This window comes from Chamaesiphon sp. (genome assembly GCF_041738855.1).
GTDB lineage: Bacteria > Cyanobacteriota > Cyanobacteriia > Cyanobacteriales > Chamaesiphonaceae > Chamaesiphon.
Genome location: NZ_JBGSPA010000068.1, coordinates 1 through 22,406 on the forward strand (window position 1 = coordinate 1; position 22,406 = coordinate 22,406).

Sequence of the window (22,406 nt, forward strand, 5' to 3'; positions counted from 1 at the left end):
TGAGGTAAACAAGATCGGCGCGTGCATTGCCTGTTCGATAGCGGTTTGAAGGAACAGATCTCGACCCTTTCGGGTGCCCTCAAATACATTAATCGTCATTGGTTGGCGATAGGTATTTTCGATTAGTTCGATCCGGCTAAACGAGCGGAGATCCCGAATTGCGGCGATAGTTCGGTCGTTTAGAGCAGCATCTAGAACCACGACTGAGTAAGCGTTAGCGATACAGGCTTGGAGCTGGTCTATATGTTCGCGGCGACGGTTGCCAACGCCTTTTAACTTGGTGGTGAGTATGTCGTTAATCACACTTACAGTTTCATCTAGCACCACGATTGCATTCTCAAACCGATCGGGCGTGAGTTTCCCAATCGAGTGATGACACAGCAATAAATGATCCTGACTGAATGCCATGATTGGATCTTCATCGATCAGTAGTACAGCTAATTCTCCCACCTCATTTAAGCGCACCAGGAACGACCGCAGTAATCCGTTTCGATATCCAAGTACAATCAGCCGTAAGCCGAGCGATTTCGCTTTCTTGGCTAAATGCTCCACTAGCTGATAAGTTTTCCCCGTTCCCATGCCAGCTAGTAAACCAATCAGTGTCCCCTCTTTTAATGCGTCATCTAAAATCCCATTAGGTAGCTTGGGCTTATTAATCACCTGAGTAGGCGTGAAAGCCAGTCCGCGTCGATATCGTTCGATTAACTTAATTTTCTGGTCGCGTTCGACCCATTCGGCATAAGTGAGTGAATCATCGATAATCTGGTTAACTCGGTCGGATCCGTGGTTTGCGGCTACGTCATCGATTCCTTTCCCCTCTGCCGTTTGCCACTGGGCTACAAAAGGTTTACCACCCGCTCGTTTAATTGCTTGGCTAAGTTTGTGAGTTCCTGCCCTTACGTTCCGCACAGCTTTGGGATTATTTTCACCATCTTTGTCGAAAGCGATGGAGATCTCTCGACCCTTTACTAGTGCTGCCAGCATGGTATCTTTGAGATCTCCATTAAGATCAACGCCGCATCTACAACCGTAAAGAGCAACCGCCGGAATGCCAGCCGAGATCTGACTCAAAGCCCCATACCCGCCCTCAGTAATTACAATCCGAATTTTCTTGTGCTTTAAAATCCACGTCCAGAAATCTTCGTCGTCCCCAGGGGGCTTGACTCCATATTTTGCGGCAATCAGTTCGACGGTAAATCGAGGGACTGGTGGGTAATAAACAACATCTCCGTTACCTTTCGGAACTATATAAGCTCCCGTCCGCTTACCGTTGTCGTTACCTGCGCCAAATACTTTAACCTGCCAGATCTTTCTGTAAGCATCAACAAAGCCTAATCCGGTGCGGTTCTTAGTGCTATGACCAAATCTGGTATATGTCCATCCCAGCGCGTCACACAGAGGGGTAGAAACGACTTCGCTAGCCGATCCCTCCCCTGCGTACTCTAATTCTGGGAGGAAAATAGTTGCGTTTTGTCCTACCGATAGGTCAATTGCTCTGGTTTGAAATTCGTTGAGGTGTGTTGCGTTGGTCATCTGAGTTTTTCTTCCTCTCAGACTCCCTCTTCCGAAACCAGAACCCTATTTACAATGTAGTCACTAACTACACTCTAGGTAGGGAAAATATACGCTGTTTGGCTTGTTAACTAGTGTGCCAAAAATGGGTATACTGTAGAGACTTGAGCTTCTAAAACAAGTCTTTTTCTGGTTTCTTCAGAGAAAATCTGAGTATTAATTGGATACAACAAGCCCTTTTCGTCTTACACGATTGGGGTTTTGTTACGTGGATATGGTTATTGTCCCCTATTTTGGACAAAGAATTGCTACTAGATTAGAGATTTTTATCGCGCGGCATCAAAAAATCTACAAGATTTTGCTGGTTGACCAGAAAAATGACATTTTCCGTCGCCACTCGGAGTACTTTGCCCTCTTTTTTTTTAAGCTTACCGAAGTCTACAAACATTGCAGGATCGTTGTTTGGGTCGATTTCGGTCTTACCAGTAAGGATAATCGCTTTGATCACTGGTCGCTTCTGCTCCGCTTTATTTTTCCCGATGATCTCATTCTTCTGTTTTTTGAGTGTGAGTACCGCTTGATTTAACCTTGTACCAACGCTAATCAACTCACCCCACTTTTGTGACCTGGGCTTACCTTTTTTTGTGCGGCTGTTTATAAAAAAATTCTGACGGTCTTCTCGCCACTTAATTCGCGAAGTTCCTTTCGATCTCGACTCGAAAGCAAAAAACATCCCATCGCTTGTCCTCACAAGCAGCTCAATTTCTCCTGCATCAGTCTTGACTTTTGGAGTGATAGTTATTTCACCAGGATAATCTCTGAGCAGCATTTCAACAATCAGAGCTAATCTTTCAAAGGAAACAGTGATTCCCAAGGCTTTAAGAGATGCTGCGGCTCCACCAATTGCTAAGGGTGGGTTAAAGAAGGCGGCTCCTGCTCCACCTACTCCGATAAGCTTTGATATGTTGCTCCAAAGTTCTTGTTTATTTTTGAGATATTCTAATCCTTTAGAATTTTGTAAGCATTTTGATTCTGCATTCTGGTATAAGTCATCGGCAGATAATTTTGATAAAATTGAATTGATATTCATAATTCGTCAAGTACATTAAGTTAATATACTTTTAAACTTTAAATAGTATTAATCGCGATTCAGTCGCTCGATAATCGCATCGGTTTTGTTCTCGATCGTGTTGAGCTTCCGCAAGATCGTCGGGCGATCGCTGTCGATCGAATCCAACATATTAACCAGCCCTTCAGAAATACGTTCTAACTTCTCCATTCTTGCTTGATGTTCGGCTTTCTCTTCATCGCGCTTTAGCTCATCACTCAGAGCCTTGTCTTGCATAGCCTGAATGCCACGAGCAATTGATTGGGTTAAATTTTGTGTTTCTCTGAGTGTAGCTTGCATTTCCCGCTGGGAAATAACAACCGACTGCATTATTAACTGCATTTCATCAAAGGTCATTACTTATAATTCTCCATCTCTTTTTAACTTTTCAATCTTCCTCAATTCTATCTGATTTCGGCTAATATTTCCTGAATGAGTTGATTGCATTTAGTCCAATCTCTACTTGACTTTGATGCTACTTGATATCGTTCGATGATTGTTGTCAGTTGTGCTATTTGATTGCAACCGCTATTATCGGGTAGAGTTGATTCTAAATTGCCAGAGCGGAACCGCTCGACTATCTCCTCGACCTGCTCCTTGACATCGATAGGGATGCGGATGGTCATCGTTTGATATGGGGCTTTGTGACCCCTACCGCCAACGGGTTTAGACATATCATTAAACTTGTGACTGGTTTATATTTACGATTATAGCAAACTAGTGACAGGTTTAACAGCTATTGAATTAAACCTGTCACTAGTTATGTCTTTAACTAGTGACAGGTTTAATGTGAAGATTGACAAACCTGTTACTAGTTATGGTGAGTATGTTGTAACAGGTTTATTGCTCATCGTTTTGCCACAATCTATCGATATATTCTTCGATATCTTTGCGCTTGAATCTATATGCTTTACCCATGATTTTTGTCGGCAGGTTGCCAGCGTCGATTGCTGCTTTAAGTATTTCTCGACTCAATCCGGTGAGGGCTTGAGCTTCGGGCATCGTCAATAGCAATTTATCGGCAATCGGGACGTGAGGCTTAGATTCGAGCGTCGCTCGGCGGTCTAGTGCGTCGATCAGTCGCTCGATGGGATTTGTCAGCCGCATCAATACCCCGACAATGCCCGACATCTCCCCGCGTTCCGTGTCGGTCACTGTCGGGGTTAAGGCTGCATCGCTTACTGTGGGCTTAATCGTGGGGGTTTGCAGTTCGGCTTTGAGTCGGTCGAGGTCGTCTGGATCGTAGGTGGCAATCGGTCGGGTCTTGGCTCCCTCATACTTGACCTGTAATTTACCATCTTTGCTATAGCGTTCGAGGGTGCGGGTACTGATGCCCAGATAGGCGGCGGCTTCTTCTTTATTCATCGGAGTTTATCGACAGTGGGTGACACACTATCCCGACATGTCGGGATACTCTATATTAACCTTTGAATGTGAGTATCCCGACACTGGGTGACAGCAAGTGTCGGGCACTGTCGGGATAGCTAAACTATCTAAGATTAATTTAGATTGCCAGAGTGCGATCCTCGCCATTGGGTCATGATACCCACTAAAAATCACCGTACTTGCGGCGAGGATGCGCGGCGGCAATCAGCCCCGATCGCGTGTGCCAGTTAATCCCGATTGCAGCCAATTACAGCCGAAATCAATGTAACCGAACCAAGAGTACGATCTTGAAATTGCCCTAAGCTTTACTGGTTAACGATTAGATCGATCGAGCATGTAATACTGCTCATTCTCACATGCTTGGGATATTGTCTTGTTTACAATACAATGAAATTGCTATAGATTTCAATTAATTAGGTTTTTTGTCACAGGGGTTTAATACAAAAAACCCAATTTAGTATTTGAATTAGAAAGTAAAAATCGATGACTTACAACAACTTCACCATCGAAACTGTCAAGGATCGGTTTGCGCTAAATCTTTTGGCAGATTCATTCTGCGAATCTTTGCCGAGTGCAGATCCCCAACCAGAATTCTTGACGATATTTAAACAGTGGTTTCGATTGGCGGAAACAGCCCAATCTGCTAAAGCTAAATCCGAACTTTTGGTTAGTCCGATTTTAGCTGAGGTAGTGCAATTAACTCAAAAGCGAGTTCAGCTATTTTCTGGTGAAGAGTTGAATGTAGATCTAGATTGTGGTCTAGATGGAGTTGTCGATTTCTTGCTGAGTAAATCGACAACTCCATATCTAATCGAAGCTCCGCTCGTAATGCTGGTAGAAGCAGACAAGGAAGGATTAGATCTAGGCTGGGGGCAGTGTGTCGCCGAGATGATTGCTGCGACTAAGTTCAATACTAGTAGAGGTAACGAAATCTCGGTTATCTATGGCAGTGTAACCAGCGGTAGGTTGTGGCAGTTTCTCAAGCTCGAAGGCAAAGAGGTCATCATCGATCCTCACCAATATTATGTCACTCCAGTCGAGCGGATTTTAGGTATTCTGAAGTGGATGGTGGATGAATCTGGCTAACTAATCGCTCGTCTGATGTTACGGAGTATTCGCTCAACCCCATCGAGCGGATTCTCGGTATTTTGAAGTGGACGATTACCTCTCGGCGCGGCTGTGCCTCCGGCAGGCTACGCCAACGCCAACGATAGCCGGAATTAAACAGGGTTGAAGGTAAAAGATACATTAAAGATCGCTGTGTCGATCTATTTATAACAATAGGGAAAAAGCTCTTTATGTTTGAACGTTTTACAGTAGAAGCTTTTAAAGTAATTATGATAAGTCAGGAAGAATCACGCCGATTGGGACATAACTTTGTGGGTACCGAACAAATCCTCTTAGGATCGATCGGTCAAGGAACTGGCATCGCAGCTAAGGTTTTAAAATCGATGGGAGTTAATTTAGAGGATGCCAGAATTGAAGTTGAAAAAATTGTCGGACGCGGTTCGGGAGTTGTTGCGATCGAAATTCCGTTCACACCACCAGCAAAACGCGCTCTAGAGTTCGCTCAAGCACAATCTAAGCAACTGGGGCATGACTATATTAGTACCGAACATCTCCTACTCGGAGTAATTAGCGAAAGTGAAAATAAGGCGGTGAGAGTGCTGGAGACTCTGGGCGTAGACTTAACCACAGTTCGACCGCAGGTGATGGGGATGCTGGGCGAAGAACCGAGCGAAGTTAATAGTGCATCGCCATCTATTCCAATGACAGTCCAGCAGATGGAGATGTTGTTACTTTTAAGAGCGATCGAGATGAAGGCAATTAAAATCGATCTGGCTGTTAGCGATCTCAAAGATGATATTGTAGCTTTGCGCCGTAAAATATATCCCATTCAGTAATCGCTCGTTCCTGAGGCGTGAGTAACAACGGAATCAAAAACCAAGTTAAGGAAAGCTTTTTACCTGGAATTTTGGTGTTGAACCCGACTCAAGAAGTTACTTCTGCCAACATCTCATATCGCTGACTCTCATCCCACTCATTAGATCGTACCCTCCACGATCTGAACAGTAGTAAGTTTGCCCATCGATTTTGGTTATTCTGGCATTTTTGGGAACTGTTTCTAGGCTTGTCATAAAAGCCTTTAGTTTTGCTGGCGTGTTGATTTCTCGATAATTGTCGGGTAATTCACTACGTTTGCGCCCTTTAAAGATTCCTAGATCGTCTGGTTGTGCTTGGACGATCGCGGCAAGCGATAGAGTTATAGCGAGCGTTAATACCCAAAATTTTTTCATTTTTGCTGTTTGATAAAATGGTTGGAACTGGTGTTTTGACATGGGTTTCGTTGCGTGAAATTTACTCAATTAGTTAATTTAATGGGATCGCTTGCCCCTCTCAATCGCTCAGTTTGAGCGATCGAGGATAGTCGAACGATCTAACGCTCTTCGTTCAAATAAATAACCCTGGAGATAGTTTAAAGAACTTGCCCAAGCTCTTCGCCTGTTCCTTGCTGATCGTCCGGTGTCCATTAACAACTTCAGACACGACACCGCTACTCCCAATGATGCCAATTAGATCGACATTGCGAGTACCACTAACAGTCATAATGTGACGCAGCAACTCGTTCGGCGTGGATTTTTCCCAATCGTCCAAATTGTGGTGAATTGATTCATAGTCCTCAATCAGTTTGACTACCAACATTAATAGGGCGGTATCCTCTGCCGTGCGAGTGAGTCGTTTGTGCATTAACATCTGAGCCGCAGCTAGAAACCGATCGTATTCGTCCTCAGTCTCGATTACCTTGGGGATGATGTCGGCTGTATCGATTAGTTCTAGGTATTTTTTCTTATCAATAGTAGTCGTCATTTTTCCAATTATCCTTGTCGTATTCAGTGTGAGTTAGAAAATATTTGTAGTAGATTAGCTGTGCTTCATAGTCGATCGATACTATCAAGCGATACTTATTCCCCTTGATGTTGAAAACCGTGAAGTTACCCACCGCCTCAGCATCTCTATAGATGGTCTGAACATCGATTAAGCTTTGCCAAGATGCACCCTTAACAATGTCATTCCAGTCATTAATCTGTTTGTGAACGTCGGGGTAGGGTGCCGCATCTTGGCGGAGGTTGCGAATAGTGATTAGGTGCATAGTCCGCGATTCCTTTTTTCTATACTCTCATATAGAGAGCATAGATGTCAAGTAGAGGTCGCGACTAGTTCTCGACTGGGGAAAGATAGTAATCGAGCGATTCATTAGGCATTTATTTAGCGATTGAGGATAAATCGCCATAGTCGGACGAGGAGCGGAGCGGCAATGCAAGTTGATGGAGTAAAATATGATTGTCATGCTACCGATTCATATCATTCAAAAACTCAAACAGCAGTTGATTTTCGCTGTTGGAGACAGAAGTAAGCTGTAATGGTTCAGAGTTATCTAGACCAATCATAATCGTTCTCGATTTCACGATCTGGATCGGAAAAATTAACGTTGGGTGATGGATTGCTAAAGTCCATATTGGGATCGAGTTCTCGCTCTAGCTGTTGTATTCGTTCTAGTTCGATCTGCCGTTCGAGCTGCTGTTGCTGCCGCTCCAATTCCTGTTGTAACTCGCTCTGGCGTTGCTGTTCTCGCTCTTTGTCCTCTGACCGCTGCTGTTCTAAGTCCGTTAATACAATAGCAATCGCTCCTCCTAAACCGCGCTCGTACTGGTTGATAGTATTGGATAAACCGATTAACTGCGACTGGGCTTCATCACTACTAACATTGATAACCATTGCCAGTTTGTCTTGATATTCAACCTCGATCTGCTCCTCTAGAATCCGTACCCGATAATTACCAGCCCGATAATCATCCGCCCCCAGCTCCTGGGCTGCTGCCAGGATTGATTCAACCAATCGACGGTCGGTTGCTTGTTGAAGGGTATGCTCCCACTTTTTGGTTACTGGTTCTGTTGCTGGGGTAGATCCCACCACCTGTTTAGGCATAGATTTCAAGCGTTCTTGATATCGAGCGTTCGCTCGCTTTGCTGCTGCCTGATACTCTGGAGTTTGTTTGAGGTCTGGATATTCAGCCGCGACGTAAATCAGGTCAGCATCAAGACGCTCTTGCGCTTGGTCGTATTTATTTGAAGGAGCAACTTCGCTCTCGGTAGTTACTATGGGAATTATGGGGATTTCTGGGTGAGTAAATACCGGAGCGGCAGTTACTAGATTTTCCTCCTCGCTTATTACGGGCAGGTTCTCCAGCCACTCTCGATCTACCTCTAGCCGCTCTCCTTTAACAGCAGACTTCAAATTAGCCAGATCTCGTGCTGGGTCGAACTTAATTCCCCGCTGTTGCAATGCCGGAAAACTAGCACCTACCAGATCCGACCCCCGCACGACCACATCACCGCTGCGATAACTAATCCCCTGCACCCTACCCGTTCTAGTGATCCTGGCGATCGGATCGATTTCTAACGCTTGCAGCCGCCCACAAAACTGGGTCATCGAGGTCGCTCCCTTTGCAGCCAGGTCGATCTTAGATTGGATCTCAGCGTGAGTCCGCTCGATCGCATCAGGTTGTACGCCACTAGCCTTCAATCTCTCGACGCGGCGATCGTGCTTAGTCGCCGCCAATTTATCCCGATTTTTGTCCCAGCTCGATATTACAGGCGTTAGATTATGCTCGCGTTCTAACTCACGTAAAACAGTTTGCGATCGTTGCCAGTCTAGCCAGCCATCTACCCGTAACCCGTTGACCGCCACGACATTAGCAACAATGTGCATGTGATCGTGGGCGTGGTCATGGTCTGTCCGGTCGTGACTTACTATTAGATACTGGCTATTGCCGTAACCCATCCGCTCCATGTAATCCATTGCCAGCAAACTTTTAGTGTCATCGCTGACTATGCCGTCAGACTCCGCAAAGCTAAGGCTAAAGTGCTTTACAGGCACCTTGACCCTACTATTAAATCTGGCGACTAGCTCAAATTCGCGTGTTAATTCGGTCGCGGTTTGACCCACCATATTACCCCCAATAATTCGCCCTGGGACTTGCTTGTTCTGTCGCAGCACGTAGTCACACACCCCACCGAAAGACTTACCCCGCTTAATTTTCCCGATCATGCAGCTTAATTAGTTGTGAGTGACAAGTAGTAACAATTACTTGGGTCTGCTTGTGGACTGTGGCTAATGCTGCTACTCCACTAACAATCTCTGGGGCAACTTGTTGTTGGGAGTGTAATAGTTTTACCAGTTGGTTGAAGTTAATCCCTTGGCGATTTAATTCAATCTGTAATTTAACTAATTCTTGGAGCGTATCCTGATTTACCTTGGGGATTACTATCTGTTTTATTTCACCCTTACCCAACATTTTTCGGACATACTCGCTTTCATCCAGTCTCAATTTTTCAGCGTTACCCCTAAGAGTCGATCGCTCCGCATCGGTCAATCGGATCGTCACTCTATTCGATCTCTTGTCAACTTCTTGCATGTAGTTATATTTGTAACTTTTGAAACTAATTAGTTTCAAATTATTACGGAATTTTTGGTAATTCTAGGGTTTGGGGGCATGGGGGATACCCCCATCAAGCCTATCATGGTAGACCTTTAGGTCTGCCATGATATTAGCTTGCTTCCCTTACTATAACCTCAGACTAAGCCCTCTGATTGTGACTGAGATCGAGAGACTTATATTATTGGCAGTTTAAGTATTTTTATTAATAGCTAAAATAGCTGAAACTTTTGCTAAATAACAATCTCAAAATAGAAAATTTTTAATTTACTAGCTAAAAATATTGATAACTAGAAGTTAAGAAATTAGCCCGTTAGCCATAACCTGACATGGTAATTACCATGCAATTACCATGCAATTACCATGTCAGGTCGAGCCATAACCTTCGGAGTTTCGCTATTGTACCCGTCAATTACCAGAGAATAAGCATAGTTTAGACAGGTAATTACCATGCAAAAACTGGGTAGATCGAGTATAGCTAAATGCTATCAATATGATACATAGTAAAGCTGCTAATGTTTTAAAATTACATTAGCAAACTGTAGACGTAGTATGCTGCCATAAGTATAGTGATATCTAGAGGACAGATAAAGTTGAGTAGAGATACATGGTTAAAAAAAGATCGGTTATTGACTTCAGACCGGATAAAGATAATCCGAGACATTTGATGCTTCATAAGTACCTGAGTGGTTTAGATTCAGGGATATCGGGAGGAATTATGGCGGCAATAGATAACGAGTACTTAGCGATTTCCACAGTCACTGCTGGAGAAAGTTTGCATGATATTAAAATTGCCTGCCTTACCGATATCGCCAAGCATGAAGCTCACATCAAGATTACCCAGGGAATTTTGGAGGCAATTAAATCTCAACTGGCTCAAGGAGATTGCTTGACACCTACGCCAGATTCCAATATCAGCTTTGATGCTGATGATGAAGGAGATGACGATGAAGATGACGATGATTGTCGGATTCCCTCCGTCGATATACAATTCAAATCGGAGCGCAACTGATGGAAGTATACTTGACCGTAGATCTGGGAAGTAGTTTAATAAAGGTCTTGTACGGCAACGATCCCAGCAAGCCACCGAGTTATCTAGCAATCGAGCCAGAAATCATTGAGGTTCCGGTAGTCAAATACTTAGATGAGTATCGACGCGATCGCTTCAATGGCAATTCTGAAGATTATGCCTTCATTGAAAGTTCCGGTAAATATTACGCTGTGGGAATGCTGGCGAAGAAGAAGTTTCGCTCGACGACTAACCTTGCACTCCTTAAATCCAACTATGCCGTCGGGCGGATTTTAGCGGCTGTCTGGGTAGCGATCGAGAAATTGGGCGGAGGAAAAAAGGCTAAGTTATTTCTGGCATGTCTATTACCGCCTGGGGAATTAGAGGATAAGCACTTACTCGATCGCACACTCACCGCCGCACTTAACTCCTTCGATAGTCCCAGCGGTAGGTTAGCCGTTAAGCTCAAGTATTTCAACTGCGTCCCAGAAGGCGGGGGCTTATCGATGCACTATCAAAAACGTTACCCCGAATGTCGAGATCGAGTTTTGGGCGTAGTGATGATGGGGCATCGGAATTTGAGTGCTTACACGGTCGATCGGGGAGTACCAGACACCTACAAAACTTCAGATCTGGGCTTTGTGTCGATGGTTAGGGAAATTCAGAGCAACACTTCAGGATATAGTGAGTACGATATCACTCGATCGGTTGCTCGATACCTGATCGCCGAAGTTAACGAGTCTGCTTCAAATCCAACATATCTCCACGATTTACTGCTAAAGACTAGACAAGCAGATCGACAACAAGAACTGACTCGGTTAGTTGAAGCCGTCGAGTCAGCAAAAAAAATGTACTGGGCTTCAATTTCCCAGTGGCTCAATACCCAGTTATCTGAAGTAACCGATATCCTGATTGGGGGTGGGACTTGTCGGATGTTCCTCAAAGAGTTCCGAGGCTATACTTGGAATCTTCCGAAGATTGTGGGTAAGCCTGAATCGAGATCGTTTCTCAATGCTGGGTTGGTTTATCCTGAAGGTACTTTGGTTCCCTCAGAATTACGCGATCGCTATGCTGATGCTCAATGTTTGTGGGAGTCGGGGTTGATGCCTGTGGTGCGGGAGGAGCGGGGACGCAAGCAGGTACAAATCTGACATCCTGCCGCTCTACTTGCTGTTGCCATTAAATTGCGATTGTAATTGGTAGGGTGTGGATTTTTACCGCCCTACTAATTCCTCTTAATCTGTCGAATTTTGGTCTAGGTTAGTGTTTCCCCCTATCTACTAAGATTACGCACAGTCACCTCAAAATCATCACAAAGCTTGTTTACCAGATCTTCAGTTTCCTTGAAGAAATAATCGCCAACTGTCTTACGATGCAAGACTTTATACTTGCGATAAATTTTGCCAAAATCATCATAGATCTCATCTTCCGAGATATAAGAATTAATTTTGACGATTAAGCGTTTACCTTCATCTGAATCTCGTGCATAGGCAAAGAAGTCACTAATTTTTGCTTCAAACTCACGAATCCGTTCTCCTTTAACGTCTTCTTGCTCGTTACGGGCTTCCAGGATGGCAAGGATATCAAATTGATAAACTCGATCGCCTTCTCCGGCTGTGGCTACTTTTGTCTCTCGCTTTTTCTTTGGTTCTGGCTCTTGGGTGTTCACTTCAATAATGCCGATTTGATTATCGAAATAAACTTCGATCGCATCTTTGATATCATCAGTCCGATTTAGCCTGTTGTAAATGGCATTAAACAATCGTAAAAATTCTAGCCAACTAGATTCGCTGTACTTTTGCTCTAGGTTGATCACATACTCAATCCGGTTGAGAATCGTAAAATATTGAGCGGCTTTAGCCTTAGTATCGGCTGTCCGCTGGGGATTGGCATTAATATATTTTTCGATGCTACTTTCTAGATCGAGATAATTCTCTGGATCGGTAAACTTGACATTAGCTTGGTAACTTCTCAGGAAAACATCGAAAAACTGGGTGTACAGATCGGATTTTTTCAGCTCCGTAAACAGAATTTCTAATACTCGTCGATCGCTAAATGGATCGAAGTCGCTGACAACAACATCCGAAAAATGCTCGAAAGCATCCTTGATATTTTGGACGTTGACGTTGTTATAGGAAAAATCAACTATTTTACAATCATTTTTATACTTGGCAGTTCGATCGACTCGTGAGATCGCTTGAATCGCCGCAATGCCTCTAATTTCTTTATCTAAAAATAGAGTGTGCAGTCTTTTCTCATCAAATCCCGTTTGCAGTTTGGCGACGACGATAATTAAGCCATTCTTCTTGAGTGCAAAGTTTTCTAAAACTTTCTCTTCGCTGAGTCCATCATTTAGCCCTGTAGAGTTCTGTTTGTCTTGATTGCTGGAGTAGACAACATGGATCGGCGCATCGGTGTATTTAGCATATTTAGGCTGTTTGACTAGTTCGTTGAACTGCTTAGTGACAGCTTGTTTGTAGGCGATTGCCGCGTTAATCGAATACACCGCTAACATGGCTTTGCCAGTGCCGCGAATTTGCCGATAGACATCTTTCACCAGTAAATCGGCAATGTACGCAGAGATCGCCTGAATGCGGTCGGGATGCTCGTAGATATCTTTTTTATCGATATCCTTATATTCGGGTGTCTCAAAGCCCTCCAGGACGTTGCTGGGGATGTCAAATAGCATCTTGGAGGCAACTGGGACGATATTTTTGAGAGGATTGAGAATAAAGCCGTCTTTAATGGCTTCATTCATCGTGTAGGAGTCGAAAGGTACCCACAGTTTTTCGCCTTCGGCATAACCGCTGAATTCACCAAAACGAGCGAGGGTGTGGTCGTCGGGAGTTGCGGTGAAGCCCACGATTAGGTTCTTCTTAGTGCGGGTTTGGTTATATTGGGTTTGGCTATCGAAGGGGGTTTGAAGTTCGTCAAAGATATTGACCATTTCTTCATGTTGATCGCCACTATTGGAGCGGTGGATCTCGTCGATCAAAAAGACGATCCGCAGTTGGGCGAGTTGTTCGAGGGTGTCTTTGTCGAGCATTTCCCGCACTGCACCGAATTTCTGGAGATTGACGATGACAAGGCGGGTATCTGACTGAAGCGCAGCTTGGAAGGTTGATTTGTTGTGTGCCTCGATGTACATCTTGTTATCGATGTTCATGTTCAGCATTTTAGAGTCGATTTGGCTGCGGAGTTGGAGCCGATCGACCACAATCATGATTTTGTCATAGACATATCGACCGTTACGGCGCAAATCTTTGAGTTGTAATGCTGTCCAGCCAATGATATTAGATTTACCAAAGCCAGCGGCATATTGAAGCAGGAGGGAATAGACGTTCTTGTTATTAGCGTAAGCTTTACGCTTTTCAATCAGTTCGGCGCGTTTGGCAGCAGAGACATTGGCTAGCTGGCGTTCGAGCAGATGAATGAAATAGTCATCTTCACTTTCATGCTCTAAAAATTCATCGATTCTCGCCAGAATCTTATCGGTACCAAACTTTTGCTTAGGACGGGGGGAAATTAGATGTCCCAATTCGTTTTTGAGTTCTTTCTTACCATTGACAACACTGATATCTCGCTCGATAAAATTGTAGTAGAGGATTTCTTTCTCAATAAAGCTTTTACCGTAATGGTAAGTAAATAATTCTTTGAGCTTATCTTTTTTATCAGCGTTGGGATTTAGCAGCGGATAGGGTTTGAAGACTTTGGTAACTTTCTTCTCATAGTCTTCTCGATCGAATCTCCCTTCGCGACAGGTGGTGAGGATATCGTCAAAGAAGTCAGATATCGTCCGAATGATATAAGTTTCGCCGATATCGGTACTGGTAATGTGGATCGCTTTTTCAAATATTTTGAGGAAATCTTTACGATAAGAGTCTTTCTCTTTATCGCTGAGTTGAGAGTTCCGATCGAATACTTCATAGTAAACTTTTACCGCTTCAAAGTAGTCTTTGATAACCTTACCCCGTCCATTCTTGGAGGCAGTTTGGTTGGAGTTAGATTTTAGTTCGCTATAGCCGAGGTAAATACCGTTAACGAAGAGGCTGATATCGGGACGAAAAGAGAAGATTTGTTTGGTTTGGTACTTATATTTATATGGCAGTTCTTGAACGATAGAGAAGATATTTTGCTCGAATAAGCTGCTGTCATAGATTGCACTATCATCGGTATAAAACAGATGCAGTTTGATACCTTGGAGCGTAACAGATTTATTGGCATTGATGAACAGTGCCATGTTGCGGCTACTGGCGATCCGCTCTTGAATCAGTTCGATCAGATCCTTTAACAGTTCGTGGGCGTTACCACTATATTTTTTGAGGAGGATCTCATAGGGCTTGTGATTGAGCTTGGTGGTGGCAATGAAGGTATGGAGATCTTCTTCGATAATTAGGGAATCATGACTGATGGTGTTAGCTTTGACTTCTTGATAACCTAAATTGTCCCGAAAGAAGGGAACGAGGAATTTATCTTGTAAGTGCAGTTCGCTCATAAATTAGACTACCTTAATTTTACCTGTGACGACATCATTGATTAGGGTTTTACGGAGTTCTTTGAGTTTTCCAATTTGGGTATTGATGGTTTGAATAACTCGATCGATTTGGGCAGTTTTAGTGTCGAGGTAATCGGCGATGGCTTGTTGTTCTGAGAGAGGAGGACAACCGTACAAAAATCTATCAAAGACATTTTGATATAAGTGCTGGATTGTGGAGCCACCTTTTGTCAATTCAATATAGTCTTTAAAAGAAGAAGAATTAAGTAGCCAATACATAAATTTGTTCGTATATTTATCTTTTTTAGGGCGAGTTACAAAAACACCACTGTTTAAAGTTGTTTTCAAAGGAAGATCCTGTACCAGGGCAATTTTTCCAATAGTTCCATCTTTTGTTATTAATAAATCCTGTTCTTTCAGTTTAATATATTTGTCTTGCTCATAACGTTCTTGAGATACAAAGTAGCAATTCAACCAATTGATTGAGCCATTCAATAAATCAGTTCCAGTAATGCAATAGAACTCTCCTCTATCTAAAAAGTCTGCACTCCTAAGCCCTTGCCATCCGATTCTTCCTTTGACATATGTGTAGTCTTTTATCCGAAGTATTTCCCAATGCTCAGGCACATTCCCGATCCACTCAATACCGCTATCTTTCATCGATACAGATCTATCTAATCCCCGCATCACAGTTTCGTTAATGAGAGACTGTTTGAGGTTGCCGTACTGTTCTGCTTTCTGGGTGAGTAGATCGATTTTGCGATCGATCTGTGCAGTTTTAGTATCGAGGTAATGTGCGATCGCTTTTTGTTCTGGGAGTGAAGGGAGAACAACCCACAACCTTTTGATTGCTTCTTGATTAATATTTGGATCTTTTCTGGCACTATCAGCAAAAATCTCCCAATGAGGTCTAAAAAATTGGGTGTAGTACCATAGATACTCCGAATTGAATTGTTTATGATTAGGAAATATTGCACAAACAGATTGATTAATAGTAACTTCTACTTCTAATAGAGAATTTTTACCAATTGTGCCCATTCCTCCGTACATTGCCAATAAGATACTTTTAGGCTGGATGAAAGATAAACTATTTTGTTCTATTGCTAAGGTGGTTACTTTGAATTCTGATGAATATAGCCTGTTATTATTGAGATCTGTTGTTCTTACCCAAAAGTGAATACCATTTTCATAATATTCATCAGTACCACTTTTAGGTGTAGTTCCTGATTTAGTCTTGGTTAGACTTTTGATTCTCAACAAATTCCAATGCTCAGGCACATTCCCTAACCACTCAAACCCGCTATCTTTATAAACTGGATAATGACTAATTGACAATCGACGATCTTTCATTTTCGATTCTTTTTTAGAGATTAATAATTAAGTCTTCAAGCTCTTTTAATTCATCATCTAGAGCTGCAATTTCGCCTAATATCTCGGCTACATCCCGTAACTGTTCCGGTTTATAAAACACTTTATTAAAATTAAGTTCTACCCCCATCACATTCTCTAAATACTCAAATGGCTTGGTAATATACTTCGCCATAAATGTGTCAATTGCCGCCTTGTTTTTGACCTCATCCCGATGAAAGGGAATAATCTCATAATCCTTCTGATAATCTGGTGTTAGCTCCACCGTAATTTCAATTCGTTCCGGTTGGGTTTTCGTTTTCTTTTTCAGCGTTGTTTTAACTACGATCTTGCCGCATCCCAACTCTTCCCGTTTACCGAGTGCTTCTTTAATCAGTGTTTCTCGATCGGTATCAAACCAATACATCGCTTTATCCGTCGTCACTACCAATGGCTGCTCTTTATAGTCCAACGAATCCACAAACGGTTTAATATCCTGCTCGTATGCTGCTGCTAACGAACCAAACCGTTCTGAATCATAGGCTGTAATCGTAAATTCCGTTAGCGTCCGTTCCCCGTTCTCCAGCTTCAATGGCGATAACTTCAGACTGGCTTTATCTTCCTTGAGATGACTGACAAAACTTTTACCCTGCTCATCTACATTCGTGAGCATAATTCCCTGCTTGTTAAAGTAGAAAAACTCTTTCTCAAACACCCGCGCATAGTCATTATCGACAAACTGCGCTAGAGTCTCGACGATTTCTAGACGGCTGACAGGATCGATCTCCTTACGCTTCGCTCCTTTACTCTTCTTCAGCGGCTTAAACTTTTCACTGGCATTAATCAACATCACCCGATCTTTACGTTCGACAGGTTTGCGCTGATTCAACACCCATAGATAGGTATAGATACCCGTGTTAAAAAACTCGTCCGTTGGTAACTGGATTACCGCTTCCAGGATATCTCGATCCAACATCCATTTCCGAATATTACTCTCCGCCGAACCCGCATCACCGCTAAACAGTGCCGAACCATTGTGAACGACTACGCCCATCCCGTTCGGATTCAGCTTCGAGATCAAATGCTGCATAAACAACAACTGACCATCAGAGATGGATGGGAGGTGCTGAAACCGCTGGGTTTTATCATTCCTGATATCTTTCTCGTAACCCTTCCAACTCACACCATAGGGCGGATTAGCGATGACTACATCAAACTCGTCATTGTAGAATTTGTCATCCGTGAGCGTATTGCCATGCTCGATCTTAGAATCGAGCCGAAACCGACTCTCAATCTTTGCCAGGGCGTAAAGAGGATCGTTCCAGTCTTGTCCGAAGGTTTGGGTCAATCGTTCGGATCGCTCATGAATCCGGTCTTCGACCCCAAACAGCAAGTTACCCCCGCCACAGCTACAGTCATAGATTTTCAATAGCCGATTTGAGTCTTCAATCTTCGCCGCAATGATTTCCGCAATCAGTCCGATTACATCATCAGGTGTGTACTGTTCGCCTGCCGTCTCTGCCGAAATATCCGCCCAGCGGCGTTTGATATGCTCTTCTAGGGTAGTAATTTCCGAGTTATTGAAGGGTTTGAGGTCGATGCTGCTCCATTCCTTCGTATAGCCCAATAGCACCTTCTTCGCCTTGAGCTTGGTAATTACCCCTTTGATGTCCAGATACTTCTCGCCCTCAGTGGCATCCACTCCCAAGAGGTACCTTGTTTCGCTATCGAAGCCATGCAGGTAGGCTTCAAAATCAATATCGAAGGATTTATCATTCTGACAAATATCCTTGAGGGTCTGATTCTGCTCGAAAATATAACTGTTGTAACCTTGCCCCTTATCCTGAATTAACTCGATTAATTCTTGCTGCTCGATCCCGCTCCATGCCTCCTCACCAAATTCTGCTTTGAGTTCATCCAACATCCTCACTAAGCGGCTTTCAATCATCACCAGGGCAAAAAATGGCATCATATATGACGGCCATTCCGATTCTTTGATGCCAGAACCGCGCAGCAGATCGGCAGTCGCCCAGATAGTTGACTCGTATTGAAGGATATTGCTCGTTGACATTTAGCAGTATTTAGCTCGAATTTGGGATCGGTTAACACCATTGTGGCAGTGCAAACGCACGATCCACAAGAGCTAGTGCCGAAGCCTTCAAGTTTTATGCAGGGTTTTTTGCTTATTTGCACATTAACTGGATAGCAACATCGCGATGATTATGGTTTTAAGTACTTAGTGTTGCAGGTCGCTACAGCTAATTGTAGTTATTCGCATTAGCAATCTTCTTCAATTTTGGTTTCTGATTTGTTTTTACATTAGTAAACTTATTAACTTCACTACTATCAAATCTCTTAATCAATTTACTAATTATCTCAGAATCGTCAGTCTTAATGCCCATCTCTCTTTCAGTAGGAGCTAAAGATGTCATAAAGTTGTGACTGCCGAACATCGCAAATTTTTGGTCGCAGATTATAATTTTTTCATGAGTACCTAATAGTGTAAGTTTTAATAATTTAGGATACTTTTCTTGTAAATCTTTTAATAACTTAATACCTGAATACTTCCATTCTTCATCTGGTTTTAATTCACGTATTTTTAATAAATATTCCTTTGTTGTTGATGAATATTCACGTATTATGTCTTGCGAATATCCCCATTTTATGTCAATAAGTACACCTTTAACTAGAGCATCTTCCATGGCAGCTTCAACTTCAGAGTTAATTGAGCTAGTTGATATCCAAGGACAAACTAAGATTAATCTTTGCTGTGAAACTTTCAAAGCATCCATAAATACCTGACGACTTGCCAATCTATCTATAACTAAATCATATGAATAAGTTTGTGATAGTAATTGCTTGATTATTTTAAATTGCTCGTCTAGAGATTTATCAATTCTTACCTGGACAAAATCTTCGGTGTGTTTCAGAAACTCTGAAATAACAGGAGATCCACTCTCAAGAATTTCATTGATTGCATTCTCAATACTTCCATCTGACAAACAAGTATTTATTAAGCTAACTAGTTTACTTTGAATTTCCGATTCAAAGTTTTGCTTTAATGATTTAAGATCCAAACTAATTCTATCAACTGATTGGCATATTTCTTCATTACTAGCATACAAGGCTCCAATTTCATCCCGATATTCTTTTCCCACTAAGACTAAATCATGATTGACCTTCTCAATTTTTTGTCGATTATATTCAGTTTTTTTAAGTAAGTCTCTGGAATCAATAGTGGTCTTAGAAGGAGCTAACTTATTAACAGAGCCTTCAATTATTTTAAACTTATCCAAGACAAAAATATTGTGGTCGTTAAAAGATTGTTCTAAAGTTTCAATCCGCTCATTTGCTCTCGATAACCCTTTTTGAAGGTCTAGTGACTTTAGGAAAAGTAATGCTATGAAAGGAGCGGCTATAAAAACTAGATTTTTAGTTACAACAACTACAATAACTGCTACGATTAAAGACCCAACAGCAGCATACTTTCTTCTGCTCATACTTTTTAAAAAATTTATCAACTTATCGCACCCTTAATTTTTAATCTCTGTATCCCTAGTATTCCCTAGCAACCCCTAAAATTCGCTCATTTCCTCCTCGCTCGATCCCTATAAAATATAGCCGATTATCACAACCGAAATAGAGATCGGGATACTCATCATTGTTGGCGTTGTATTATTGACTTGAAGATTGCAATATTTTTATTGTTTCTAGTGTTCTATTTACATGCTTGAAGTTGCTTTTGACAAGTTTATTCAGTACCCAAGAACAGCAACCTATTAGCCCTTGTAGTATTGCACAAAGAGATGGTAGTACAACTTGATGAATACATGCACCATAAACAAATGCTACCACAAGAAACCAAGTACATTTCTCAAAATCACGCTCGATTGAATCAAGATTACCTATTGAGACTATAGCTTTAGATCTTCTTAATTCAAACTCTTGAGTAATAACATTGAAATCTTCGTCTAATAACTGAATTTTAGCATTATTTAACTTCTTTTTTATTTTTTGAGCTGCTTTACTAGGACTTTTAATATTTTTAGTGCAGGTATCAATTATTTTAATTATTTTTTGCTGGTTAGTCATAGTTTGCTCGAATGTAGTTATTACTATAAATACCCAGTTTTAATCCTCAACTAAACATTTCATCTAAATTAGTAGAACATCGCTTCTTAAAATAGGTCATTTGTATTCTAAACCGCTCGATACCATAAATTTAGTCGGAAGTCAGAGATGCTGAGTGTTGGTAGCGGAGCGTCACGTTCATCAGATCGCGCACGTCGATTAGAAATCGATGTACTGACTACTCCCCTTATCGGGACTGATGTGCAGGTATTTCTCGGTCGTAGTCACCGAAGCATGACCGAGAGATTGCTGCAACAGCCGCAGATTACACCCCGCCTCTAAGCTGTGTGTGGCATGGGAATGTCTCAACCAGTGGCAGCTCACCCGTTCGTCTACACCCGATCGCTGGCACGTCCGCTTAATCATCCGATGAACGATCGATCGCTCCATCTGTTTCCCCGAAATCGTTACGAACACCCAATGACTGGCACGGTCGATCTGTTTAAACTCCACCACCTGTCGCCACAATCTAGGCGGGATAATTACTACACGGGTCTTACTCCCCTTACCAAATACCGTCGCCTTACCAGGGGTTATTTGCATAAACCCTCCAAAAGGGGGATTAGTGAAAAACAGAGGTTGACATAATACCCTTGAAACTCCTGCCAGCAAACAAAATGTGTCTCAGAAACTGTACCGAGAGATACGAGGGGCTAAAATCACGATCGGGCTTGCTTGAGGTGCCTATAGTTACATTTATAGAAACTTAAAATCAAAACACGACGATCGGCAAACAGCAATGGGGGCAAGAAATCTGCGAAAATATAGACATTCACAACTGAGTCTGATAATGCGATTTTTCGGACTCAAAACTGTCGATGTAATTAACATGAGTGCAATTGTACCAAAGGTTTCCGGCTCTTTTCTGAGTTCGATTAAAGCTGCCGCCCAAACTACCACAATTGATGTTTGGGCAGATTTTTTGAAGCTCCAAATTTCAGCCAATACCAAGCGCACTTATGCTTCGGCTTTGGATGATTTTTTTACGCGACTGACGGGTAGTGCTGCCAATCCTCAACAAATTCAAGAATTTCTGTTGCTCACTCAATTTGAAGCGGTGGGGGTGGTGCTGAAATATAAGGGGTTGCTGCTGGATCTGGGTTTGGCACCATCGACGATTAACACGCGGTTGTCGGCGATCAAGTCTCTGGCTAACCATGCGCGGAAGTTGGGGCAGTGTGGTTTTAGCCTGGAAGATGTCACTCACGTTCATGTTGAAAAGTATCGGGATACTTCGGGGGTGGGGGTGGAGGCTTATCGAGCGATTCTTCAGTCGCTGGATCGAGCGAGTGTTAAGGGGAAGCGAGACTACGCAATCCTGCGCCTACTCTGGGATAACGCATTGCGGCGGGGGGAATTGGTGGCGACGAATGTGGGGGATTTGCGCGAGGGGAAGCTGTGGATTATTGGTAAGGGGAAGACTCAGCAGCAATCAATTGACTTGGCTCCGCGTACTTTAGCGGCTCTAGAGGAGTGGTTGGTGGTGAGGGAAGGAGCGGCAAACGAACCGATCTTTATTGCTCTGGATGGCAGGTCATATGGCAAACGTTTGTCGGGACGTTCGATAGCGCGGGTGGTGGACTGGGTGGCGGCTGATGCGGGGGTGACTAAACACCTATCGCCGCACCGGATTCGCCATAGTTCGATTACGACTTTTCTAGATGCCAGTGGGGGGGATGTGCGGACGGCGCAGCGGTTGAGTCGGCATTCGCGGTTGGATACGCTGATGATCTATGACGATAACCGTCAGGGTTTGCAGGGGAAGGCTTCTGGGGTGTTGGCGGATTTGGTTTAAAAATATTTTCAACACTCTTAAACAATCAAATCTTTTCTAATAATATTCAAAATTGTTTGCACTTGTCGATCGGGGGTAAGAGCGAGATACGTGCAAAAGTTATCAGTAGTATAAAGTTTTGCGCGT

20 protein-coding genes and 1 pseudogene are annotated in these 22,406 nt (G+C 42.9%); 5 read left to right on the forward strand and 16 right to left on the reverse strand.

Annotated elements, in window-relative coordinates; translation table 11 throughout:
• The 5 genes from ACEW9I_RS07205 to ACEW9I_RS07225 all read right to left on the reverse strand — a co-directional run.
• Window positions 1-1,533 (reverse strand): DUF3854 domain-containing protein (locus ACEW9I_RS07205; protein ID WP_373539674.1); only part of this gene is annotated, 1,533 nt, incomplete at its 3' end.
• Window positions 1,534-1,828: 295 nt separating this feature from the next.
• Entirely contained in the window at window positions 1,829-2,602 is a 774-nt protein-coding gene (locus ACEW9I_RS07210; RefSeq protein ID WP_373539675.1) for a hypothetical protein, read from the reverse strand.
• A 48-nt stretch (window positions 2,603-2,650) separates the two neighbouring features.
• On the reverse strand, window positions 2,651-2,977 hold the full coding sequence (locus ACEW9I_RS07215; RefSeq protein WP_373539676.1) for a hypothetical protein: 327 nt from the start codon (window positions 2,975-2,977) through the stop codon (window positions 2,651-2,653).
• A 47-nt stretch (window positions 2,978-3,024) separates the two neighbouring features.
• Window positions 3,025-3,294, reverse strand: coding sequence for a hypothetical protein (locus tag ACEW9I_RS07220; protein WP_373539677.1), 270 nt, complete (start codon window positions 3,292-3,294; stop codon window positions 3,025-3,027).
• 166 nt (window positions 3,295-3,460) lie between these two features.
• Window positions 3,461-3,985 (reverse strand): helix-turn-helix domain-containing protein, encoded by a 525-nt coding sequence (locus tag ACEW9I_RS07225; protein WP_373539678.1) that lies wholly within the window; start codon window positions 3,983-3,985, stop codon window positions 3,461-3,463.
• A 504-nt stretch (window positions 3,986-4,489) separates the two neighbouring features.
• Here ACEW9I_RS07225 and ACEW9I_RS07230 point away from each other — a divergent pair.
• Both ACEW9I_RS07230 and ACEW9I_RS07235 read left to right on the forward strand, forming a co-directional pair.
• On the forward strand, window positions 4,490-5,092 hold the full coding sequence (locus ACEW9I_RS07230; protein WP_373539679.1) for a hypothetical protein: 603 nt from the start codon (window positions 4,490-4,492) through the stop codon (window positions 5,090-5,092).
• 212 nt (window positions 5,093-5,304) lie between these two features.
• Window positions 5,305-5,769: pseudogene (locus tag ACEW9I_RS07235) on the forward strand (Clp protease N-terminal domain-containing protein); the annotation flags it as partial.
• A gap of 237 nt (window positions 5,770-6,006) precedes the next feature.
• On the opposite strand, the gene ACEW9I_RS07240 reads toward ACEW9I_RS07235, so the two are convergent.
• From ACEW9I_RS07240 to ACEW9I_RS07260, 5 genes are all read right to left on the reverse strand, one after another.
• Complete coding sequence (locus ACEW9I_RS07240; RefSeq protein ID WP_373539680.1) at window positions 6,007-6,345, reverse strand: hypothetical protein; 339 nt, start codon at window positions 6,343-6,345, stop codon at window positions 6,007-6,009.
• A gap of 112 nt (window positions 6,346-6,457) precedes the next feature.
• Window positions 6,458-6,874 carry a type II toxin-antitoxin system HigA family antitoxin gene (locus ACEW9I_RS07245; protein WP_373539681.1) on the reverse strand — a complete coding sequence of 139 codons (417 nt, stop codon included), beginning with the start codon at window positions 6,872-6,874 and terminating at the stop codon, window positions 6,458-6,460.
• The gene (locus ACEW9I_RS07250) at window positions 6,858-7,157 is read right to left on the reverse strand and encodes a type II toxin-antitoxin system HigB family toxin (RefSeq protein ID WP_373539682.1); all 300 of its coding nucleotides are present in this window, start codon (window positions 7,155-7,157) and stop codon (window positions 6,858-6,860) included. The genes ACEW9I_RS07245 and ACEW9I_RS07250 overlap by 17 nt, the downstream gene beginning before the upstream one ends.
• 281 nt (window positions 7,158-7,438) lie before the next feature.
• The gene (locus ACEW9I_RS07255; protein ID WP_373539683.1) at window positions 7,439-9,115 is read right to left on the reverse strand and encodes a relaxase/mobilization nuclease domain-containing protein; all 1,677 of its coding nucleotides are present in this window, start codon (window positions 9,113-9,115) and stop codon (window positions 7,439-7,441) included.
• On the reverse strand, window positions 9,099-9,482 hold the full coding sequence (locus tag ACEW9I_RS07260; RefSeq protein ID WP_373539684.1) for a hypothetical protein: 384 nt from the start codon (window positions 9,480-9,482) through the stop codon (window positions 9,099-9,101). The genes ACEW9I_RS07255 and ACEW9I_RS07260 overlap by 17 nt, the downstream gene beginning before the upstream one ends.
• Before the next feature lie 688 nt (window positions 9,483-10,170).
• Here ACEW9I_RS07260 and ACEW9I_RS07265 point away from each other — a divergent pair.
• Together ACEW9I_RS07265 and ACEW9I_RS07270 are read left to right on the forward strand one after the other, a co-directional pair.
• The gene (locus tag ACEW9I_RS07265) at window positions 10,171-10,515 is read left to right on the forward strand and encodes a hypothetical protein (protein WP_373539685.1); all 345 of its coding nucleotides are present in this window, start codon (window positions 10,171-10,173) and stop codon (window positions 10,513-10,515) included.
• Entirely contained in the window at window positions 10,515-11,663 is a 1,149-nt protein-coding gene (locus tag ACEW9I_RS07270; protein ID WP_373539686.1) for a hypothetical protein, read from the forward strand. Before ACEW9I_RS07265 ends, ACEW9I_RS07270 begins: the two co-directional genes overlap by 1 nt.
• Window positions 11,664-11,785: 122 nt before the next feature.
• Here the strand turns inward: ACEW9I_RS07270 and ACEW9I_RS07275 are convergent, their stop codons facing one another.
• From ACEW9I_RS07275 to ACEW9I_RS07300, 6 genes are all read right to left on the reverse strand, one after another.
• Complete coding sequence (locus ACEW9I_RS07275; RefSeq protein WP_373539687.1) at window positions 11,786-15,007, reverse strand: DEAD/DEAH box helicase family protein; 3,222 nt, start codon at window positions 15,005-15,007, stop codon at window positions 11,786-11,788.
• Window positions 15,008-15,010: 3 nt separating this feature from the next.
• Complete coding sequence (locus ACEW9I_RS07280; protein WP_373539688.1) at window positions 15,011-16,357, reverse strand: restriction endonuclease subunit S; 1,347 nt, start codon at window positions 16,355-16,357, stop codon at window positions 15,011-15,013.
• A 13-nt stretch (window positions 16,358-16,370) separates the two neighbouring features.
• Complete coding sequence (locus tag ACEW9I_RS07285) at window positions 16,371-18,425, reverse strand: class I SAM-dependent DNA methyltransferase (protein ID WP_373539689.1); 2,055 nt, start codon at window positions 18,423-18,425, stop codon at window positions 16,371-16,373.
• Between the two features lie 187 nt (window positions 18,426-18,612).
• A complete protein-coding gene (locus tag ACEW9I_RS07290; protein WP_373539690.1) occupies window positions 18,613-19,854 on the reverse strand; it encodes a phospholipase D-like domain-containing protein in 1,242 nt (413 codons plus the stop codon).
• 175 nt (window positions 19,855-20,029) lie between these two features.
• Complete coding sequence (locus tag ACEW9I_RS07295; RefSeq protein WP_373539691.1) at window positions 20,030-20,446, reverse strand: hypothetical protein; 417 nt, start codon at window positions 20,444-20,446, stop codon at window positions 20,030-20,032.
• 198 nt (window positions 20,447-20,644) lie between these two features.
• Window positions 20,645-21,028 (reverse strand): tyrosine-type recombinase/integrase, encoded by a 384-nt coding sequence (locus tag ACEW9I_RS07300; protein WP_373539692.1) that lies wholly within the window; start codon window positions 21,026-21,028, stop codon window positions 20,645-20,647.
• A 286-nt stretch (window positions 21,029-21,314) separates the two neighbouring features.
• Here ACEW9I_RS07300 and ACEW9I_RS07305 point away from each other — a divergent pair, with 286 nt between their 5' ends.
• Window positions 21,315-22,280 carry a tyrosine-type recombinase/integrase gene (locus ACEW9I_RS07305; RefSeq protein WP_373539693.1) on the forward strand — a complete coding sequence of 322 codons (966 nt, stop codon included), beginning with the start codon at window positions 21,315-21,317 and terminating at the stop codon, window positions 22,278-22,280.
• Window positions 22,281-22,406: the final 126 nt, after the last annotated feature.